At 69.2% G+C, this 16,158-nt stretch carries 18 protein-coding genes; 4 read left to right on the top strand and 14 right to left on the bottom strand.

Features of this window, described 5'->3' with window-relative positions; genetic code table 11:
* Window positions 1–12: 12 nt before the first annotated feature.
* The 8 genes from pufL to E2E30_RS16255 all read right to left on the bottom strand — a co-directional run bounded on the left by pufL (window position 13) and on the right by E2E30_RS16255 (window position 7,576).
* Window positions 13–852: a photosynthetic reaction center subunit L gene (pufL, locus tag E2E30_RS16290; RefSeq protein ID WP_133192152.1), complete on the bottom strand. Its 840-nt coding sequence runs from the start codon at window positions 850–852 to the stop codon at window positions 13–15.
* Between the two features lie 119 nt (window positions 853–971).
* On the bottom strand, window positions 972–1,154 hold the full coding sequence (gene pufA, locus E2E30_RS16285; protein ID WP_133191434.1) for a light-harvesting antenna LH1, alpha subunit: 183 nt from the start codon (window positions 1,152–1,154) through the stop codon (window positions 972–974).
* Between the two features lie 28 nt (window positions 1,155–1,182).
* Window positions 1,183–1,344 carry a light-harvesting antenna LH1, beta subunit gene (gene pufB, locus E2E30_RS16280; RefSeq protein WP_133191433.1) on the bottom strand — a complete coding sequence of 54 codons (162 nt, stop codon included), beginning with the start codon at window positions 1,342–1,344 and terminating at the stop codon, window positions 1,183–1,185.
* Window positions 1,345–1,465: 121 nt separating this feature from the next.
* Window positions 1,466–2,911 carry a chlorophyllide a reductase subunit Z gene (gene bchZ, locus E2E30_RS16275; protein ID WP_133191432.1) on the bottom strand — a complete coding sequence of 482 codons (1,446 nt, stop codon included), beginning with the start codon at window positions 2,909–2,911 and terminating at the stop codon, window positions 1,466–1,468.
* Window positions 2,908–4,455 carry a chlorophyllide a reductase subunit Y gene (bchY, locus tag E2E30_RS16270; RefSeq protein ID WP_133191431.1) on the bottom strand — a complete coding sequence of 516 codons (1,548 nt, stop codon included), beginning with the start codon at window positions 4,453–4,455 and terminating at the stop codon, window positions 2,908–2,910. The genes bchZ and bchY overlap by 4 nt, the downstream gene beginning before the upstream one ends.
* Window positions 4,445–5,428 carry a chlorophyllide a reductase iron protein subunit X gene (locus tag E2E30_RS16265; RefSeq protein ID WP_133191430.1) on the bottom strand — a complete coding sequence of 328 codons (984 nt, stop codon included), beginning with the start codon at window positions 5,426–5,428 and terminating at the stop codon, window positions 4,445–4,447. Before E2E30_RS16265 ends, bchY begins: the two co-directional genes overlap by 11 nt.
* On the bottom strand, window positions 5,425–6,351 hold the full coding sequence (gene bchC, locus E2E30_RS16260) for a chlorophyll synthesis pathway protein BchC (protein WP_133191429.1): 927 nt from the start codon (window positions 6,349–6,351) through the stop codon (window positions 5,425–5,427). The genes E2E30_RS16265 and bchC overlap by 4 nt, the downstream gene beginning before the upstream one ends.
* A 91-nt stretch (window positions 6,352–6,442) precedes the next feature.
* Entirely contained in the window at window positions 6,443–7,576 is a 1,134-nt protein-coding gene (locus tag E2E30_RS16255; protein WP_133191428.1) for a methyltransferase, read from the bottom strand.
* A gap of 68 nt (window positions 7,577–7,644) precedes the next feature.
* Here E2E30_RS16255 and crtD point away from each other — a divergent pair, with 68 nt between their 5' ends.
* Window positions 7,645–9,207, top strand: a complete 1,563-nt coding sequence (gene crtD, locus E2E30_RS16250; protein WP_133191427.1) for a 1-hydroxycarotenoid 3,4-desaturase CrtD — start codon at window positions 7,645–7,647, stop codon at window positions 9,205–9,207.
* On the top strand, window positions 9,108–10,040 hold the full coding sequence (locus tag E2E30_RS16245) for a hydratase (protein ID WP_335925472.1): 933 nt from the start codon (window positions 9,108–9,110) through the stop codon (window positions 10,038–10,040). Before crtD ends, E2E30_RS16245 begins: the two co-directional genes overlap by 100 nt.
* Here the strand turns inward: E2E30_RS16245 and E2E30_RS16240 are convergent.
* From E2E30_RS16240 to E2E30_RS16225, 4 genes are read right to left on the bottom strand one after another with little or no spacing between them, the layout of a single operon-like run.
* Window positions 9,987–10,175, bottom strand: coding sequence for a hypothetical protein (locus E2E30_RS16240; RefSeq protein WP_133191426.1), 189 nt, complete (start codon window positions 10,173–10,175; stop codon window positions 9,987–9,989). The two genes, E2E30_RS16245 and E2E30_RS16240, sit on opposite strands and share 54 nt — an antisense overlap.
* The gene (gene bchO, locus E2E30_RS16235; protein WP_133191425.1) at window positions 10,165–11,037 is read right to left on the bottom strand and encodes an alpha/beta fold hydrolase BchO; all 873 of its coding nucleotides are present in this window, start codon (window positions 11,035–11,037) and stop codon (window positions 10,165–10,167) included. The genes E2E30_RS16240 and bchO overlap by 11 nt, the downstream gene beginning before the upstream one ends.
* Window positions 11,034–12,713, bottom strand: a complete 1,680-nt coding sequence (locus E2E30_RS16230; RefSeq protein ID WP_133191424.1) for a magnesium chelatase subunit D — start codon at window positions 12,711–12,713, stop codon at window positions 11,034–11,036. Before E2E30_RS16230 ends, bchO begins: the two co-directional genes overlap by 4 nt.
* Complete coding sequence (locus E2E30_RS16225; protein WP_133191423.1) at window positions 12,710–13,690, bottom strand: ATP-binding protein; 981 nt, start codon at window positions 13,688–13,690, stop codon at window positions 12,710–12,712. Before E2E30_RS16225 ends, E2E30_RS16230 begins: the two co-directional genes overlap by 4 nt.
* Before the next feature lie 69 nt (window positions 13,691–13,759).
* Here E2E30_RS16225 and E2E30_RS16220 point away from each other — a divergent pair, with 69 nt between their 5' ends.
* Window positions 13,760–14,227, top strand: a complete 468-nt coding sequence (locus E2E30_RS16220; RefSeq protein ID WP_133191422.1) for a TspO/MBR family protein — start codon at window positions 13,760–13,762, stop codon at window positions 14,225–14,227.
* A gap of 92 nt (window positions 14,228–14,319) precedes the next feature.
* Window positions 14,320–15,117, top strand: a complete 798-nt coding sequence (locus tag E2E30_RS16215; protein ID WP_133191421.1) for a DUF2189 domain-containing protein — start codon at window positions 14,320–14,322, stop codon at window positions 15,115–15,117.
* Here E2E30_RS16215 and E2E30_RS16210 read toward each other — a convergent pair.
* A complete protein-coding gene (locus E2E30_RS16210) occupies window positions 15,114–15,755 on the bottom strand; it encodes a tetratricopeptide repeat protein (protein WP_133191420.1) in 642 nt (213 codons plus the stop codon). The two genes, E2E30_RS16215 and E2E30_RS16210, sit on opposite strands and share 4 nt — an antisense overlap.
* The gene (locus E2E30_RS16205; RefSeq protein WP_133192150.1) at window positions 15,752–16,135 is read right to left on the bottom strand and encodes a cytochrome c-type biogenesis protein; all 384 of its coding nucleotides are present in this window, start codon (window positions 16,133–16,135) and stop codon (window positions 15,752–15,754) included. The genes E2E30_RS16210 and E2E30_RS16205 overlap by 4 nt, the downstream gene beginning before the upstream one ends.
* Window positions 16,136–16,158: the final 23 nt, after the last annotated feature.

Genomic DNA, 16,158 nt, shown 5'->3' with positions numbered 1-16,158 from the left:
CGACGTCTCCCCTCAGGACCAGATCGGCAGGTTGAGCCACCAGCTCCACCATTCGGGCCAGCCGCGTGTCCACAGCGGCCCCGAGATGATGATGCAGATCGCGCTCCAGAAACCTGCGCTCAGCGCGAGGAACAGCCCGAGCCGGTGGATGCCGAGCGTGCCGACCGAATAGCCGATCGTGTCGCGGAAGAAGGCGTCCTCATATTCGGGGGAGCGCACCTCGCCTTGCGTCCCGTCGGGGTTCTTCGCGGGGTTCGCCGCCGACAACACCAGGCCGCCGTGCAGCGCGAGCGCGAGCGTCGTCGTGAAGAAGAAGCTCACCGCGAGCATGTGCGCGGGATTGTAGTGGAAATGGAGATATTGGTAGCCGGTGTTCGACACCCAATCGAGATGGCTGAAGATGCCGTAGGGAAAGCCGAAGCCCCACGCGCCGAGCAGCATCGGGCGGATCACGACGAGCGAAACATAGGCGAAGATCGCGACGCCGAACGCGGCCGGCACGTGATAGCCGATGCCGAGCTTGCGGCAGATCTCGACTTCGCGCAGCGCCCAAGACACGAACGATCCGACCGCGCAGATCGTGATGATCTGCCAGAAGCCGCCCTCGCGGAGCGGCGCCAGCGACAGGCCATAGCGGAGGTCGGGGGGCGCGATGCTGATCAGCCAGATGTTCCAGGTCGGCCCGAGCGACGCGGCATAGACGATCAACGCCGTGCCGAGCCCCGCGAACAAGGCGGTCGTCACCCCGAAGAAGCCGACGAAAAACGGCCCGACCCAGAAATCGAAAAGATCCCCGCCAAGCAGCGTGCCGCCGCGGACGCGGTATTTTCGTTCGAAACTCAGCAGCGCCATGACGCCATCCTCCATCGCCAGCCCGCAGCGTCGTGCTGCGGCGGGCGCCATCCCTCCCCAATACCGGCATCAAGCGGACGGGACGGCTGTCACGCCCCATCCGCTTGAGCGCGCGCCCGCTATGGCGCGGGCGTCGTCGCCGGTGCGGTCGCCGCCGCTGGTGCGGTGTGCGGACCATCGAGCCAGTTGAACCGGTCGGTGCTGAGCAAGATGAAATGGATCAGCAGCGCCAGCACGAACAGGAAGGCGAACAGAGCGACGAGCGTGCGCCGCGGATCGAAAATAAGCCAAACTCTCCACATGACGTGGTCTCCTCGTTACGATGAAATATCAATGGATCCAGGGCCGCCACATCCACACGAGGATATGCGCCACGATCGCGACTGCGGTGAACAAAGCGAAGCTGGTGATGAAGAGCTTGTGAAACTCCTTCGCTTCTTCCGGGGTCAAATAGGTCCCCGGCCCGAACCTTTCTTCTCGATTATCGCTCATTGCTGCGTCTCCATTCTGACGACCACGATCAGGAGCGTTGGATGCGCTCCCCGGCTGCATCCGCGCGGCACCTGCCGTGGGATTTCGGATCCGCGCGAACGCGGGAAAGAACGCCGCGCGGTCATCCGCCGCGGCTTTCGGTGATGGCGTGCGCGAGGCGGCTCGGCGAAACCGAGGCCTCGCCGGCGCGCCGCGCGCCACGTTCGGCGGCGTCGCGGATGCGCTTGGCGGCGGAAATCCGCACCAGGACGGGCTCGCGCTCGACCGCTTCGTCGAGCGCCGCCTTGGCGGCGTCTTCCCACGCGACTTCACGCTCGATCCGCGCGGGCGTCGCCTCGACCGTGTCGAGCTGGCCGGCAAGCGGAAGGATGTGGAAGAGCGCGTCGAACAGCGCGTTGCACACTTCCTGGATGAGATAGGTTGCGCCGGCATAGCCCATGAACGGCGTGCCGGTGTGGCGGCGGATCACCGCGCCGGGGAAGCTCGCCGGAATGTACACGCCGCGCGCGCCGGCCTCGGCCATGTACATCCGCTCGTTGAAGCTGCCGAACACGATCAGCGGCGGGTTGCTGCGGATCGCGTCGATCACCGCCTGGTTGTCGGGCTTGATCCCGGCCGAGCGCCCGAAGGCGAAGTGGCATGGCAGCCCCATATCGCCTTCGAGAAACGCGCGGATCCCTCTCGCGTAGGTCTCGGTCGCGACGATGCCGAAGCTTGCGGTGCCGAAGAAGTCCTGCGTGACCGAGCGCCACAGGTCCCAAAGCGGCTTGATCGTGGTGTGCTTCTCGCGCTCGATGAACGGCTCGGGATCGAGCCCGAGCAATTCGCCGAGCTTGCGCAGGAACAGCGTCGTGCTCTCGAGCCCGATCGGCGCCTGCAGATAGGGCCGCTCGAGCGCCTCGCACAGCCCGCGCCCGAACTCGCGATAAAGGCAGACGTTGACGCGCGCGTCGGCGAGCTTGCGGACGTCGGCGAGATGGCTGCCGAGCGGGAAGACCATCCCGATTTCGGCACCGATCCCCTCGACCAAGCGGCGGATTTCGGCGAGGTCCGACGGCATGTTGAAGCTGCCGTACATCGGGCCGATGAGGTTGACCTTGGGGCGTTCGCCCTCCTTCAACGGACGTAACGCCGGGACCTTCTTCGGGCCGAACTGCGTCCACAGCCAGGTCAGCGCACGGTCGCCCGACTGCCACTGATCCTCGTCGATCGTGCGCGGCAGGAAGCGCTGGATATTGGTGCCCTCGGGCGTGACGCCGCCGCCGATCATCTCGGCGATCGAGCCGGTTACGACGACTGCGGGGAGATCGGGGTCGAGCGTCGCCCAGGCGCGTTTCATCGCGCCTTCGGTGCCGTCGCGGCCGAGCTCCTGTTCGCCCAAGCCCGTAACGACGATCGGCAATTCGTGCGGCGGCAGCGCATCGGTGTAGTGCAGCACCGAGGTGACGGGCAGGTTCTCGCAGCCGACCGGTCCGTCGATGATGACCTGCAGCCCCTTGATCGCGGTGAAGGCGTAGACCGCGCCCCAATAGCCGCCGGCACGATCATGATCGAGGATCAGCGTCATACCCCGACGCTTTCTTCCGCCTTGGCGGCGGCGATGCGTTTGGCGGCGTATTTTGCCTTGAACTCGGGCCGGTCGACCGGCGTGGTCTCCCACACGCCGGCCGACGGCCCCGTCCCCACCCCGTCGAAGAAACGCGTCATCTTGTCGAAGCGCGCCTGATTGGCGAGCGCGGCGTTGACGACGAGCGCGAGGCTCCCCGCCCCCGCCGGCCCCATCAGCGGGCGCGCCGAGATGAGGTTGGTGAAATAGAGCGCCGGGATCGCCTTCTGCTTGGCATGCTGGACGACGGGCGTCGTGCCGATCGCGAGATCGGGGCCATATGCCTCGACCGCGGCGATGTCCTGCTCGAGGCTCGCGCGATATTGCACGCGGCAGCCATGCGCCTCGAGCCAGTCGCGATCGGGATCCGACCACACTGTCCGCGGGCACGCCGTGCCGACATAGGGGACGTCCGCGCCGCTCTCGATCAGCAGGCGCGCAACGAGCAGTTCTGAGCCTTCATAGCCCGAGACGGTGATCCGCCCGGCGATAGGTTTGGCGGCGAGCGCGCCGCGGATCGCGGGGATGAAGCGGTTCTTGGCCGCATCGACCTTGCCTTGGGCGATCCCGCATGCCGCGCCGATCGCGTCGAGCCATGCCGCCGTCCCGTCAGCCCCGACCGGCGCCGAGCCGACCACGCTGCGGCCAGCCGCCTCGAACTCGCGGATGCTCGCGGTGTAAAACGGATGGATTGCCGCCACTGCGGCGCAATCGAGCGCGGCGTACAGCTCGCGCCATTCGCGCGTGGGGACGACCGGGCCGGCGGCTAAGCCCAGCGGTTCGAGCAACAGCCCGATTCCGGGCGGGTCCGCCGGGAACATCTCGCCCAGGAGCGTCACGCTCGGCCGGTCGGGTCGTTGCTTCGGCGCGGCGACCGGGCCCTGCTCGGCCTCCTTGCGCGCATAACTGAGCATCGCGCCGGCGAGCACGTCCTTCGCCTCGGCATGCGTCGGCACGCCGAAGCCGGGGACGTCGATCCCGATAATGCGGACGCCGTTGATCTGGTCGGGGAGCAATTGCAGCGGGACACCGCTTGCCGTCGGCACGCACAGATTGGTGACGATCACCGTGTCGTACAGCGCCGGGTCAGCGAGCTGGTGGACGGCGTCGCGAATGTCTTCGAACAATTTGCCGGTCACCAGCGTCTCGGACGAGAAGGGGACATAGCCGACGCTGCGTTTAGCGCCGTAGAAATGCGAGGTGAAGGTCAGGCCATAGACGCAGCACGCCGAGCCCGAGAGGATCGTCGCGGTGCGGCGCATCCTGAGGCCCACGCGGAGCGAGCCGAACGCAGGGCACATCGATTGCGGCTGGTCGTGCGGGCCCTTGGGGTAATCGGCGTCGTAGCGTGCGAGGACGTCGGATTTGCCGGCGAGTTCGGCCGCTTCGCGCAGGGTTGCGCCGCTCGAGCAGCCACCGCTCTGGGTCGCAAGATCGATGCGATCCGGGCGCCTCTCCGTCCCTACGGGGAGCGAAGGCGCAAGGAGACCAGCGTCAGACGGCATCGTACACGACCTCGAGCGTCGGCTTGGTGACATAGGCGACGCCGCGCATGTCGGTCTGGCTCGCAGGCCGGAGCGTGTAGTCGGCGCCCGTCACGTCGGCCGAGAACAACCCGAGCAGTCCGTCCTGGTCGAGCGGCGTGGGCCGCAACGGCGGCGCCTCGGCGACGTTGAGCGCGAGCTGTTCGAACAGGCTCGCCCATTGTCCGCCGGGCTTGCCGATGATCTGATAATTCGCGCTCTTCTTGCGGATATCCTCGTTCGCGGGAATCGCGGTCAGCACCGGAATGCCGACGGCCTCGGCGAAGGCATTGGCCTCGCCAGTGCCGTCATCCTTGTTGAGGATCATCCCCGCGACGCCGACATTGCCGCCCATCTTGCGGAAATATTCGACCGCCTTGCAGACGTTGTTGGCGACATAGAGCGACTGGAGATCGTTCGAGGCGACGACGATCACCTTCTGGCACATGTCGCGCGCGATCGGCAGGCCGAAGCCGCCACACACCACGTCGCCGAGGAAATCGAGCAGGACATAGTCGAAGCCCCATTCGTGGAAGCCGAGTTTCTCGAGCGTCTCGAAGCCGTGGATGATCCCGCGCCCGCCGCAGCCGCGGCCGACCTCGGGGCCGCCCAATTCCATCGCGAATACGCCGTCGCGCTGGAAGCAGACGTCCTCGATCCCGATCTCCTCGCCGGCGAGCTTCTTCTTCGAGCTCGTCTCGATGATCGTCGGGGTCGATTTTCCGCCGAACAGCAGCGACGTCGTGTCGCTCTTGGGGTCGCAACCGATCAGCAGCACGCGCTTGCCCTGCTGCGCCATCATGTAGCTGAGGTTGGCGAGCGCGAACGACTTGCCGCTGCCGCCCTTGCCGTAGATCGCGATGATCTGCGTTTCCTTGGTCACCGGCCCGGTCGAAACGGGATCGGGCTCGTACGCGGCTTCGTCGCGCAGCGGGCCTGGGTCGAGCATCGTCATACCGCACTCCAATCGAGGACCATCTTGAGGCAAGCAGGATCGCCGAACGCCGCCGGATAGGCGTCGGCGGCTTCGGCGGCCGGCCGAAGGTGACTGATCAGCCCGTCGAGCCGCAGCGCGCCGGATGCGATCAGCGCAGTGGTCGCGGCGACATCAGCCGGGGTAAATTCGGCCGAGATGCGCAGCCGCGCCTCGCGCTGGAAGGCTGGCGGGAAGGCAAAACCGAGCCGGTCGTAGAATCCCGCAAGCACGATCTCGCCGCGCTTGGCGAGCCGTGGGACGATCGCGTCGAGGATATCGGACGCGCCGCTCGCCTCGCAGATCGTCGCATAGTCGCGGCGCTCGTCCTGTGCGGGATCGATCACTGCATAGCCGCTCGCATCGCGCCGGTCGGGGTTGGTCTCCCACACCGTCGGCGCCGGCGCGCCGAGCGCCACCGTGATCCGCGCCGCAAGCCGCCCGACGATACCGTGCCCGATCACGAGCTCGGGCGGCGCGCCACCCGCGACGGCGTGATAGGCGGTTGCCGCGAGCGCTGTGAGGATCCCGTCGGCACCGAGCGACTCGTCGACCGGGATCGCGCGCGCCGAAGGCAGCAGGACGCGCCGCGCCGATCCGCCGAACAGGCCGCGCGCGCCCTCATAGCAATTGGCGCCGGGAACGAAGACCCATTCGCCGATGCGCGCGCGGACCTCGGGGCCCGCATCGACGATCCGGCCGACCGATTCATAGCCGGGGACCAGCGGATAGCCCATGCCGGGGAAGGCGGGCATCTTGCCCGACCACAGCAATTTCTCGGTGCCCGCGCTGATCCCGCTCCAGGCGATTTCGATCAGGACGTCGGCGCGGCCCATTGCGGTCAACGCCAGGCGACGCAGGGCGAGCTGTCCGGGCTCCTCCAATACGATCGCCAGTGTATCCACCGTGCTTCCCCTGCCGCGCCCCGTTACGGGTCGTCTTGGTGTCAATCTATATGGACACTTTGTTTTGTCAATCATCATTGACGGTTGATCGTCAGGCCTCCGCGACGACCACACGACACGTGATCGGCAGCGCAGTCGGCAGCAGCCGCGAGCGAGCGAAGCCAGCGGTGTGGAGCATCGCGCGAATCTCGGCGGGAGCGCGCGGACGGCCCGACCCCATCGCGAGCAGATACAGGCCGAAATAGGCGTCTCCGGCGGGTTCGGCGCCCGGTGTCTGCGCCATCGGCTCGGCGATCAGCAGGCGACCGCCGGGGGGCAGCGCGGCACGAATCGCACGCAACAAGGCGAGCGCGACCGAATCGTCATGATCGTGCAGCACGCGCACCAGCGTGATGAGATCGTACCCTTGCGGGACGGGGTCGCTGCGGAAGCTGCCGCCATGAATCGACGTCCGTTCGCCAAGCCCCGCGGCGGCGAAGCGCGCGCGCGCGCGTTCGCCGACCGCGGGCAGATCGAACACAGCGAGCTCGAGCGTCGGCACACGCGCCGCGACCGATTCGACAAATCCTCCCTCGCCACCACCGATATCGAGCATCCGCCGGTGCCGCGCGAAGCGATAGGCATCGAGCGTCTGCGCCGCGACGAGCGGCTGCGACGCCGCCATCAGCCGCGAATAGGGCGCGACCGATTCGGCGTCGCCGGCGCCCGGCGCCTCGGCATAGCCCCAATATCCCGCGAGCGCCCCGCCGCCGCCACCGCGCCGCAGCAGCGCCACGGGATCGGCCAGATCGGCATAGAGCAAGCCGTGGTGCGCGACCATTTCGGCGATCCCGCCATTGCCGCGCAGCGCCGCGCCCGCGCTGCCCAGCACCCAGGCATCGCCGAGTCGTTCGACCAATCGCAGCGCCGCAGCCGCGCGCAGCAGCCTGAGCGTGCCCTCGGGCGGCAGGTCGATCTGCGCGGCGAGCGCGTCGCACGTCTGCGGTCCGTCGCCGAGTCGATCGAGCAGCCCGGTCGCGATGCACGCCGCGAGCGTCTGCGAATAGACGAAGCCCGCCACCAGATCGAACAGCCCGCGCGCCCGCGACCGGGCGATCGGGCGCGTCAGCCAGCAGCGCGCGGCAAAGCGCTGGAACTGCGGCGACCCCAGCAGCCCGTTTCGCCATGCCAGCCACGATGTGCGGGCCGAGAGCAGAACGGACTTGCGCAAGACAGGCTTTGACATGTCGCCCTTGGTGGACGAAACTGAGTGTCCAGTCGAGTGGACACTGGCTGGATCGAGGATTCATTACGGTGGACAGACGCGATACAGTGCTCGTCATCGGCGCCGGGATCGGCGGGCTGGTCAGCGCGGCCTTGCTCGCCGCGCGCGGTGTGCCGGTTACCGTGGTCGAGGCAGCCTCTGCCCCGGGCGGAAAGATGCGCCAAGTCATGGCCGGCGGCGCCGCGGTCGACGGCGGGCCGACGGTCTTCACGCTGCGCCATGTATTCGACGAAATCTTCGCCGCCTGCGGCGCGTCGCTCGATGCGCATGTCGCGCTCACCCCCGCAAAGATCCTCGCGCGCCACGCCTGGGGCGACGACCGGCTCGATCTGTTCGCCGACCCGGCGGAAAGCGAGGCCGCGATCGGCGATTTTTCCGGCGCGCGCGCAGCGGCGGGTTACCGCGCGTTCTGCGCCGAGGCGCGCCATATCTTCGAAACGCTCGAAGCGCCGTTCCTGCGCGCGCCGCAGACCAACCCGCTCGGGCTCACTTGGCGGATGGGGTTGCGCGGGCTGACCGATCTCAGCCGCATCCGCCCATACGAAACGCTGTGGTCGGCGCTCGGTGATCATTTTCCCGACCCAAGGCTGCGGCAATTGTTCGGGCGCTACGCGACCTATTGCGGATCCTCGCCGTTTCACTGCCCGGCGACGCTGATGCTCGTCGCGCATGTCGAGGCCGCCGGGGTCTGGCTGATTGCGGGCGGGATGCATGCGCTGGCCAAGGCGCTCGAGGCGCTGGCGATCCGGAACGGCGCGGTCTTCCGCTATGGCGAACCGGTCAGCGAGATCCTGGTCGAGCGCGGGCGTGCGAGCGGCGTGCGGCTCGCCTCGGGCGAGCAGATCCGCGCGACTGCGATCGTCTGCAATGCCGATCCCGCGGCGATCGCGCACGGTGCGTTCGGCCAGGCAGTGCGGCGCGCGGTCGCTCGGCAACCTGCGCGCAAGCGCTCGCTCTCGGCGCTGGTATGGTGCGCGAACACACCCGCGCGCGGCTTTCCATTGCTGCGCCACAATGTTTTCTTCGCACGCGACTCGGCGACCGAATTCGCCGAGCTCGCCGCCGGCCGCGTTCCCGCCGACCCGACCGTCTATGTCTGCGCACAGGACCGCGACGCGACGACCGGCGCGGGCGCCGGCGCATCCGAGCGCGTCCAGATCATCGTCAACGCCCCCGCCACCGGCGACACGTCCCCTCTTTCCCAAGCGGAGATCGAGCAATGCACGCTATCGATGCACGCCACGCTGCAGCGCGCTGGCCTGACGCTGGACTTGCCCGAGGAGGCGACGGTGCTGACGACGCCGAGTGGCTTCAACGGCCTGTTCCCACGGACGGGTGGAGCCCTTTATGGACGGGCCTCGCACGGGTGGGCGGCATCCTTCCAGCGCCCCGGCAGCCGGACACGGATCCCTGGGCTCTATTGCGCGGGCGGGAGCACCCATCCGGGCGCGGGCGTCCCGATGGCGGCCTTGTCCGGCCACCTAGCCGTCGACTGCCTGCTCAAGGACCGCGCTTCGACGTCCATGTCGACTCGAACGGCTATGCCTGGTGGTATATCGACGCGGTCAGCGCCGACCGTCGCTTCGGCCTGACGATCATCGCGTTTATCGGCAGCGTCTTCTCGCCCTATTACAAGCTTTCGGGGCGCGGACGGCCCGACAATCACTGCGCGATCAACGTCGCGCTGTGCGGTCCGCGCGGTGGGGCATGGGCGATGACCGAGCGCGGCGCGCGCCATGTCCGGCGCGATGCCGACCATTTCCAGGTCGGACCGAGCGCGCTCAGCTGGGACGGCGATACGCTGGTGATCGAGATCGACGAACGCTCCGCACCGCTGCCCTACCGCGTGCGCGGCACCGTCCGCGTCACCCCGGAGCTGATCGGCACCACCGCCTTCGCGCTCGATCCCGCGGCGCGGCACCGCTGGCACCCCGTCGCCCCGCGCGCGCGCGTCGAGGTGGCGATGACGCATCCCGATCTTGGCTGGTCGGGCAGCGGCTATTGGGATTCGAATTTCGGCGACGAGCCGCTCGAGGCAGGGTTCGACGACTGGCACTGGTCGCGCGCGCACCTGCGCAATGACGTGGCCGTGCTGTACGAGGGGCGACGCCGCGGTGGCGATCCGTTCGAGCTGGCGCTCAAATTCGATCGGCAAGGCCGCTGGCATGACGTCGCGCCGCCACCGCGCGTGCGGCTCCCGCATACCGGCTGGCGTGTCGCGCGTGCGACACGCGCCGATTCCGGCGCTACGCCGCTTGTGACGCGGACGTGGATCGACGCGCCCTTCTACGCACGCTCGGGGCTGTCGACGCGGCTGTTCGGCGAGAGCGTCGACGCGGTGCATGAAAGCCTGTCGCTCGCGCGCTTCCGCTCACCGATCGTTCAGTCGATGCTCCCCTACCGGATGCCCCGCGCGCTCTGGTGATTCGTCGCGCTCGGCCTTCTTGGCCTTGTCGCGCGCGATCTCGCGGTTGATCGAGACGAGCTGCCAGACGACGAAGAGAATCGTCGGCACCCCGACGATCGCCATGTCGAGCAAGGCGAAATAGCTATTCGGCATCCGCAAACCCTCGAATCAAGGCGGCGACATCGGCGGGACGTTCCTCGTGCGCGAGATGGCCGAGCCCGGCGAGCACTTCCAACCGGCTGTCGGGCAGCAAGGCCGCGGCTTGGCGGACCGACGCCAGCGCGATCGCCGAATCGGCCGACCCGTGGATCAGAAGGGTCGGCACGCGGACGCGCGGCAGATCGCGCGCGAGCGAGTCCAAATCCCAATCCGCCATCATCGTGATCGCGCCCGCGGCGTGATCCGAGGTCGAGAACAGCCGCCGATATAAATCGACCCCGCGCACGTCGATCGTCGAGCCTGTCGCGCGCTCGAGGTAGCGCTTCGCATCGCCCGGCCCGCGCGCGAGCCCCGCGACGAGATGCGGCGCGAACGGATTGACGAACAGCATCCGCGCGAGCGTCGGGAAGAGCGCCGCGGCGAGCCCGGGAAACGGCATCAGCGCGGGGTTGAGCCCGACCAGCCGCGCGGGGTTCGCGCCGCCATCGAGCACCAGCCGCGCCCCGATTGCCGCACCCGCGGAATGCCCCACGACCAGATCAGGCGCGAGTCCGAGCGTGGCGAGCAATTCCCCCACCGCGCGCGCCATCGCGGGCATCGCCAGCCCACCGACCGGGCGCCCGGTAGTAAAACCGTGCCCCGGCAGATCGGGCGCGACCACGGTAAAATTTTCCGCCAGCAGCGGTGCAAGATCACGCCAGCTGTGCGTCGCCGCGCCGGTGCCGTGGAGCAGCAGCAGCACCGGCCCTGCCCCCATCATCTGGACATGCCAGCGAATGCGCGCGGTATCGACGAATCTGCTCGCGGCGCGATTGGGCCAGTCGCGCCCCTCGGCCTCCCAGCGCGCGCGGCTCATGCGGCCTGCGCGGCGGCGACCGCGCGGTGCATCGCCGCGGCATCGGCGCGCGGCAGCGGGAGGTAGCGCGCGCCCATCGCCAGCGCGAGTCGCGCGCCCTCGGGGCGGGGGCGCGCCGCGGTATCGAGGAACACCGCGCCGATTCCGGCCTGGCCGATCGCGCGCGCGGCTTGCTCGGCATCGCGCTCGGCGCGCTCGCGCACCGCGCTGCCGTCGGCGGCGATGTTGCCGCGTCCGTCGGTCAGCACGACGAGGAAGGGCGTACGTCCGCGCGCGCGCGCCGCTTCGGCGAGCGTTCGCGCCGCGTCGAGCCCGGTGGCGAGCGGCGTGCCGCCACCGCCCGGCAGATCGGCGAGCGCACGCCGCGCACGCGTAAGCGAGCGAGTCGGCGGCAACAAGACCTCCGCGCCGACCCCGCGAAACGCCACCAAAGCGACCTTCGCGCGCTTCACATAGGCTTGCGCGAGCAGCAGCTCGACCGCGCCCTTCGCTTCGGCCAGTCGCGCCGCCGCCGCCGAGCCCGAGGCATCGACCGCGAAGATCGTCACCGTTTCCGCACGCGTCTCGAAGCGACGGATGCGCAGATCGTCGCGGCGAATCCGGATCGCGCCGCCGCCACGCTCGCGCAGCTTCTGCCACGGCGCGGCGGCGCGCAGCGTGTCGATCAAGCTCAGCCGCAAGCCGCCACGCGGAATCCCGGCACGCGCGCCGAGCGGGCGACCTCGAAGGGGCGACTTGCGCCGTTCGCCCGCGCCGCGCGCGCGATTGACCCCGCGCCGTGCCGCGCCGGCCGCGAGTCGTTCGAGCACGTCGCGCGGGAGCGCTGCGAGCGCGGCGGCGAGCACGACGTCGTCGGGCGGTTCGGGCGCACCGCGCTCTTCCTCGCTCGACTCGCTTTCGGGCGGCGGGGGTGGCGCGTCGGTCGCGCTGTCGTCCTGCGGCGGCGCGGGAAGCCGCGTCGCGCGCGGGCCGAGGACGAGCCGGATCGCGAGGATCACATCGTCTTCGTCGGGTTCGCTGCGCCCCGCCAACGCCGCCGCCGCGCGCGCGGCACGCAGCGCGAACAGCGGAGCGCGCGCCGAATCGATGCCGAGTGCGGCAGCAGCGCCGCTGAGAATCGCGCAAGGGTCGATCGCTGGCGCGTCGCCGCCTGCAATATTCGCTTCGGCGTAGGATGGCAGCGTGTCAGTCGCCCCGCGGCACTCGGACAGGTCGACCCGAAACGCCAGCCGCTCGACCAAGGCCTGCGGCGGCGCTTCGTCCTCGACCCCGTCATCGAACGCGACCACCGCAACGCGTACCGGCACCGCATCGATCGCGCGCGCGTCGAGCACCGCGGTGATCCGCGCCGCAGTCGCCTCGGGGATTCGCTCGGCCATCGGCAGCACGACGATCCCGCCATCCGCCGCCGCAAGCACTCCGCGCTGCCGCACCGGCCGCCCGAGCGCGAGCGTCGCGCCGAGATCGAGCCCACCGAGCAGTGCATCGTCATCGACATGCGCGGGAATCCGCCGCAACGGCGCGCCTTCGGGAAGGTCCGCATGCAAGCGCGCGACGACGCGGTCGCGCACTTCTCCGCCGCCGCGCAGGATCATGCCCCCCAGGCCGACTGGATCGATCGCGCACAACCGCGCCGCTAGCATCGCATCGTCGAGCGGCGAGGCGGCCGTGCTCACGCCGCCGCCAGTTCGTCCAGCGCGCGTTCGATCCGCACCGTCGAGCCCGTCTCGTCGAGCACCCCGCGCCGCAACCGGTGCCGCAACGCGAGCGGGGCGACCCGCGCAAGCTGCGCCGGGCCGACGACGGCTTCGCCATCGAGCGCCGCCAGCGCGCGTGCCGCGCGCATCAGCGTCAGCTCGCCGCGCAAGCCATCGGCGCCGACCGCCATGCACAATTGTGCGGCGCGGGCGAGGATCGCGTCGGGCACGGTCACGTGCGCTAGGCTGGCCCGCGCCCGCGCGAGCCGTCGCAGCGTCTTCTTCTCCGCTGCGCGCCACGCCTCGGCGAATTCCGCAGGCGTCCGCTCGAACGCGTCGCAGCGCTTGAGGATCTCGATCCGCGCGGCGAGATCCTGCGGCGTGCGCACCTCGACCGACAGGCCGAAGCGGTCGAGCAATTGCGGGCGGAGCTCGCCTTCCTCGGGATTACCGCTGCCGACGAGCACGAATCGCGCCGGATGCCGCACCGACAATCCCTCGCGCTCGACGACGTTCTCGCCCGATGCCGCGACGTCGAGCAGAAGATCGACGATATGGTCCTCGAGCAGGTTGATCTCGTCGATATACAGGAACCCGCCATTGGCGCGCGCAAGCAGTCCGGGCTCGAACGCCTTGACCCCAGCGCCGAGTGCCCGCTCGAGATCGAGCGCGCCGACGACGCGGTCCTCGGTCGCGCCAAGCGGCAGATCGACGAAGGGAACGGGGACCGTCGCCTTGCGATCGGGCGGTGGCGCACCCTCGGGATGGAACCCGGCAAGGGCGGCAGGCATTGGGGGAAGCAAGGCGGCAAGCGCGCGCACCGCGGTCGACTTGCCGGTGCCGCGATCGCCGAATACCATCACGCCGCCGATCCGCGCGTCGATTGCGGCCAACAGCAGTGCCAGTTTCATCTCGTCCTGGCCGACGATCGCCGAAAAGGGAAATGCCATGCCCATCGCTCATGTGTACCACGCGCTTGACACTCGGCAAGTGGACAGTCGTCGAAAAGTGATCGGAAACGCCGCATGAGCCCGCTGATCGTCTCGGGCGGATGCGCTGCGGTGTTGCTCGTGGCGGGTGGCCTCGCGACGCCGATCGGGTCGTGGTACAAGGCGCTGCGTAAACCCTGGTGGCAGCCGCCCGGCTGGGCGTTCGGCCCCGCCTGGACGATTCTGCTTGGCCTCGCCGCCTGGTCCGCCGCGATCGCGTGGCAAGCTGCGCCCGATGCGGCGGCGCGTCAGTCGGTCGTCATCCTGTTTGCGGTCAACGCGGCGTGCCATTTCGCGTGGAGCCCGCTTTTCTTCGCGGTGCGGCGGCCCGATTGGGCGCTGGTCGAAGTCGTCTTCCTGTGGGGCTCGCTCGTCGCCTTGCTCGTCGGGCTGTGGCCGATCTCGCATTTCGCTGCGGCGCTGATCGTGCCCTATTTCCTGTGGGTGAGTTTTGCCGCGGTGCTCAACCGCAAGATCGTGCAGCTCAACGGGCCGTTCGGCTGAGGCTTTCGCGTTAATATTGTCGGCGCTCGCCAAAGGGCGTACAGTCCCCACTCCAAGACAAAGGAAAGTACGCTTAGGACGAGGACCAACCGATGACCGCCACGCTACACGCAACCGCCCTGCCCGCACGCGCCGCCGATCTGCCCGAGATCCGACGAATCGAGACAGCCGACTTGACCTGGGCGCTGGCGGAGGGGTGGAAGGACTTTACCGAAAAGCGCGGCGATCTGATCTTTCTCGGGCTGCTCTATCCCGTCATCTGCTTCGTGGCGGTCGCGCTCGCCTTCAATGCGCCGCTACTGCCCTTGCTCTTTCCGCTCGTCGCAGGGCTCTCGATCGCCGGGCCGGCCGTGGCATCGGGCTTCTACGAACTGGCGCGGCGCCGCGAGGAAGGCCGCGACTCAAGCTGGTGGCACTTCCTCGATCCGCTCAACGGGCGCAGCCGCTGGCCGCTCGCACTGCTGACCGGCGGGATCGCTTTGCTGTTCGTGGCATGGCTCGGCGTCGCCTATGCGATCTATCAAGCGACCTTCGGCACGGTCGGGCCGATGCAGCCCGGCGACGTGATCGCGCGGCTGTTCACCACGGCGGAGGGCTGGCAGCTGATCGTGCTCGGCAATCTCGCCGGCGGGGCGTTTGCGCTGGCGACGCTCGTCGTTGCGGTCGTCGCGTTCCCGATGGTCGTCGATCAACCCGTCGATGCTGTGACGGCGGTGCGCACGTCGCTCGCCGCGGTGCGCGAGAATCCGCGCGAAGTGCTCGGCTGGGGCGTGCGCGTCGCGGGGCTGCTCGCGCTCGGCATGATCCCGGCGGCGATCGGGCTGGCGGTGGTGTTGCCGTGGCTCGGCTACGCCACCTGGCACCTCTATACGCGGCTGGTGGTGCGTTAACGCGCTGCCGCGCGCTGTGCGGCCGCCATCTTGTCGAACTGATCGAGCGCGGCGAGCCGCTGGACGATGTCGTCGCGATACGGCGCGTTCGGCGGTGTCACGCTCAGCGCGAACGCCCAGGCCGGCCGTGCCTGTGCGACCTCACCGGCATCGACATACGCCATGCCGAGGAAGAACGCCGGCCCCGGGCTGCGCGGCGCAAGCGCAACCGCGCGGCGGAAGGCGAACTTCGCCGCAGGCGAGACCGCAGTGTCGTGCAGCGCGAGGACATAGCCGAGCCCGGTCCACAGCGCAGCGTCGCCGGGGCGCAGCGCGATCTCGCGGCGCAAGCCATCGGCGGCAGCATGCGCGTCGCCCGCCGCCAGCCGCGCATCGGCGCTGGCAAGCGCGAGACTGTCCTCGCGCGACGGCGCGAACACCGCCTCGCGAAACGCGACCATCCCGGGATCGACCGCGATCGGCGTGACGTCGGCGGCGATCGGCTTGCCCGGGACGTGCCGCGCCGCCTGCACCGCAAAGCCCGCCGCGCCGAGCATCAGCGCCGCGCCGGCAAAGCTCCACAAGCGGCGCCCGACGCCCAATCCCCACAGCAACCCCGCCGCAGCGATCCCGACCAGGGCGAGCATGAGCAGGTTCATCGTTTCGCCCGCCGCTTGAAACTCGCACGGGCGAACCAGACGCCGAGCGCCAGCAAGATCAACGGCGCGATCCACAAGGGAGCGGTCACCGCGCTGAGCGGCGGATCGTAGCTGACATAGTCGCCATAGCGCGCGATCAGCCACGCCCGGATCGCCTCCGGGCTCTGCCCCGCGGCGATCCGCGTGCGGACCAGCGCGCGCATGTCGCCCGCCATCTCGGCATTGCTGTCGGCGATCGACTGGCCCTGGCAGACGACGCAGCGCAGCGTCAGCATCAACGTCTGCGCCTGCGCTTCCTTGGCCGGATCCTTGAGCTGGACATTGGCGAGCGGCGCGGGGGGAAGGTTGCTGTCGGCAAACGCCGGTGCCGCAACCAGCATCAACAGCAGGAGCAGCAGCCGCT

The organism is Sphingomonas sp. AAP5, from assembly GCF_004354345.1.
Taxonomy (GTDB): domain Bacteria; phylum Pseudomonadota; class Alphaproteobacteria; order Sphingomonadales; family Sphingomonadaceae; genus Sphingomonas; species Sphingomonas glacialis.
Note: the sequence above shows the minus strand (reverse complement) of the source record. Positions and strands in the feature narration are given on the sequence as shown.

Coding starts and splice junctions, on each gene's coding strand:
- pufL (WP_133192152.1), bottom strand. CDS start 852: ATGGCGCTGCTGAGTTTCGAACGAAAATACCGCGTCCGCGGCGGCACG.
- pufA (WP_133191434.1), bottom strand. CDS start 1,154: ATGTGGAGAGTTTGGCTTATTTTCGATCCGCGGCGCACGCTCGTCGCT.
- pufB (WP_133191433.1), bottom strand. CDS start 1,344: ATGAGCGATAATCGAGAAGAAAGGTTCGGGCCGGGGACCTATTTGACC.
- bchZ (WP_133191432.1), bottom strand. CDS start 2,911: ATGACGCTGATCCTCGATCATGATCGTGCCGGCGGCTATTGGGGCGCG.
- bchY (WP_133191431.1), bottom strand. CDS start 4,455: ATGCCGTCTGACGCTGGTCTCCTTGCGCCTTCGCTCCCCGTAGGGACG.
- E2E30_RS16265 (WP_133191430.1), bottom strand. CDS start 5,428: ATGACGATGCTCGACCCAGGCCCGCTGCGCGACGAAGCCGCGTACGAG.
- E2E30_RS16255 (WP_133191428.1), bottom strand. CDS start 7,576: ATGTCAAAGCCTGTCTTGCGCAAGTCCGTTCTGCTCTCGGCCCGCACA.
- E2E30_RS16240 (WP_133191426.1), bottom strand. CDS start 10,175: ATGCCGAATAGCTATTTCGCCTTGCTCGACATGGCGATCGTCGGGGTG.
- bchO (WP_133191425.1), bottom strand. CDS start 11,037: ATGAGCCGCGCGCGCTGGGAGGCCGAGGGGCGCGACTGGCCCAATCGC.
- E2E30_RS16225 (WP_133191423.1), bottom strand. CDS start 13,690: ATGGGCATGGCATTTCCCTTTTCGGCGATCGTCGGCCAGGACGAGATG.
- E2E30_RS16220 (WP_133191422.1), top strand. CDS start 13,760: ATGAGCCCGCTGATCGTCTCGGGCGGATGCGCTGCGGTGTTGCTCGTG.
- E2E30_RS16215 (WP_133191421.1), top strand. CDS start 14,320: ATGACCGCCACGCTACACGCAACCGCCCTGCCCGCACGCGCCGCCGAT.
- E2E30_RS16210 (WP_133191420.1), bottom strand. CDS start 15,755: ATGAACCTGCTCATGCTCGCCCTGGTCGGGATCGCTGCGGCGGGGTTG.
- E2E30_RS16205 (WP_133192150.1), bottom strand. CDS start 16,135: ATGCTGGTTGCGGCACCGGCGTTTGCCGACAGCAACCTTCCCCCCGCG.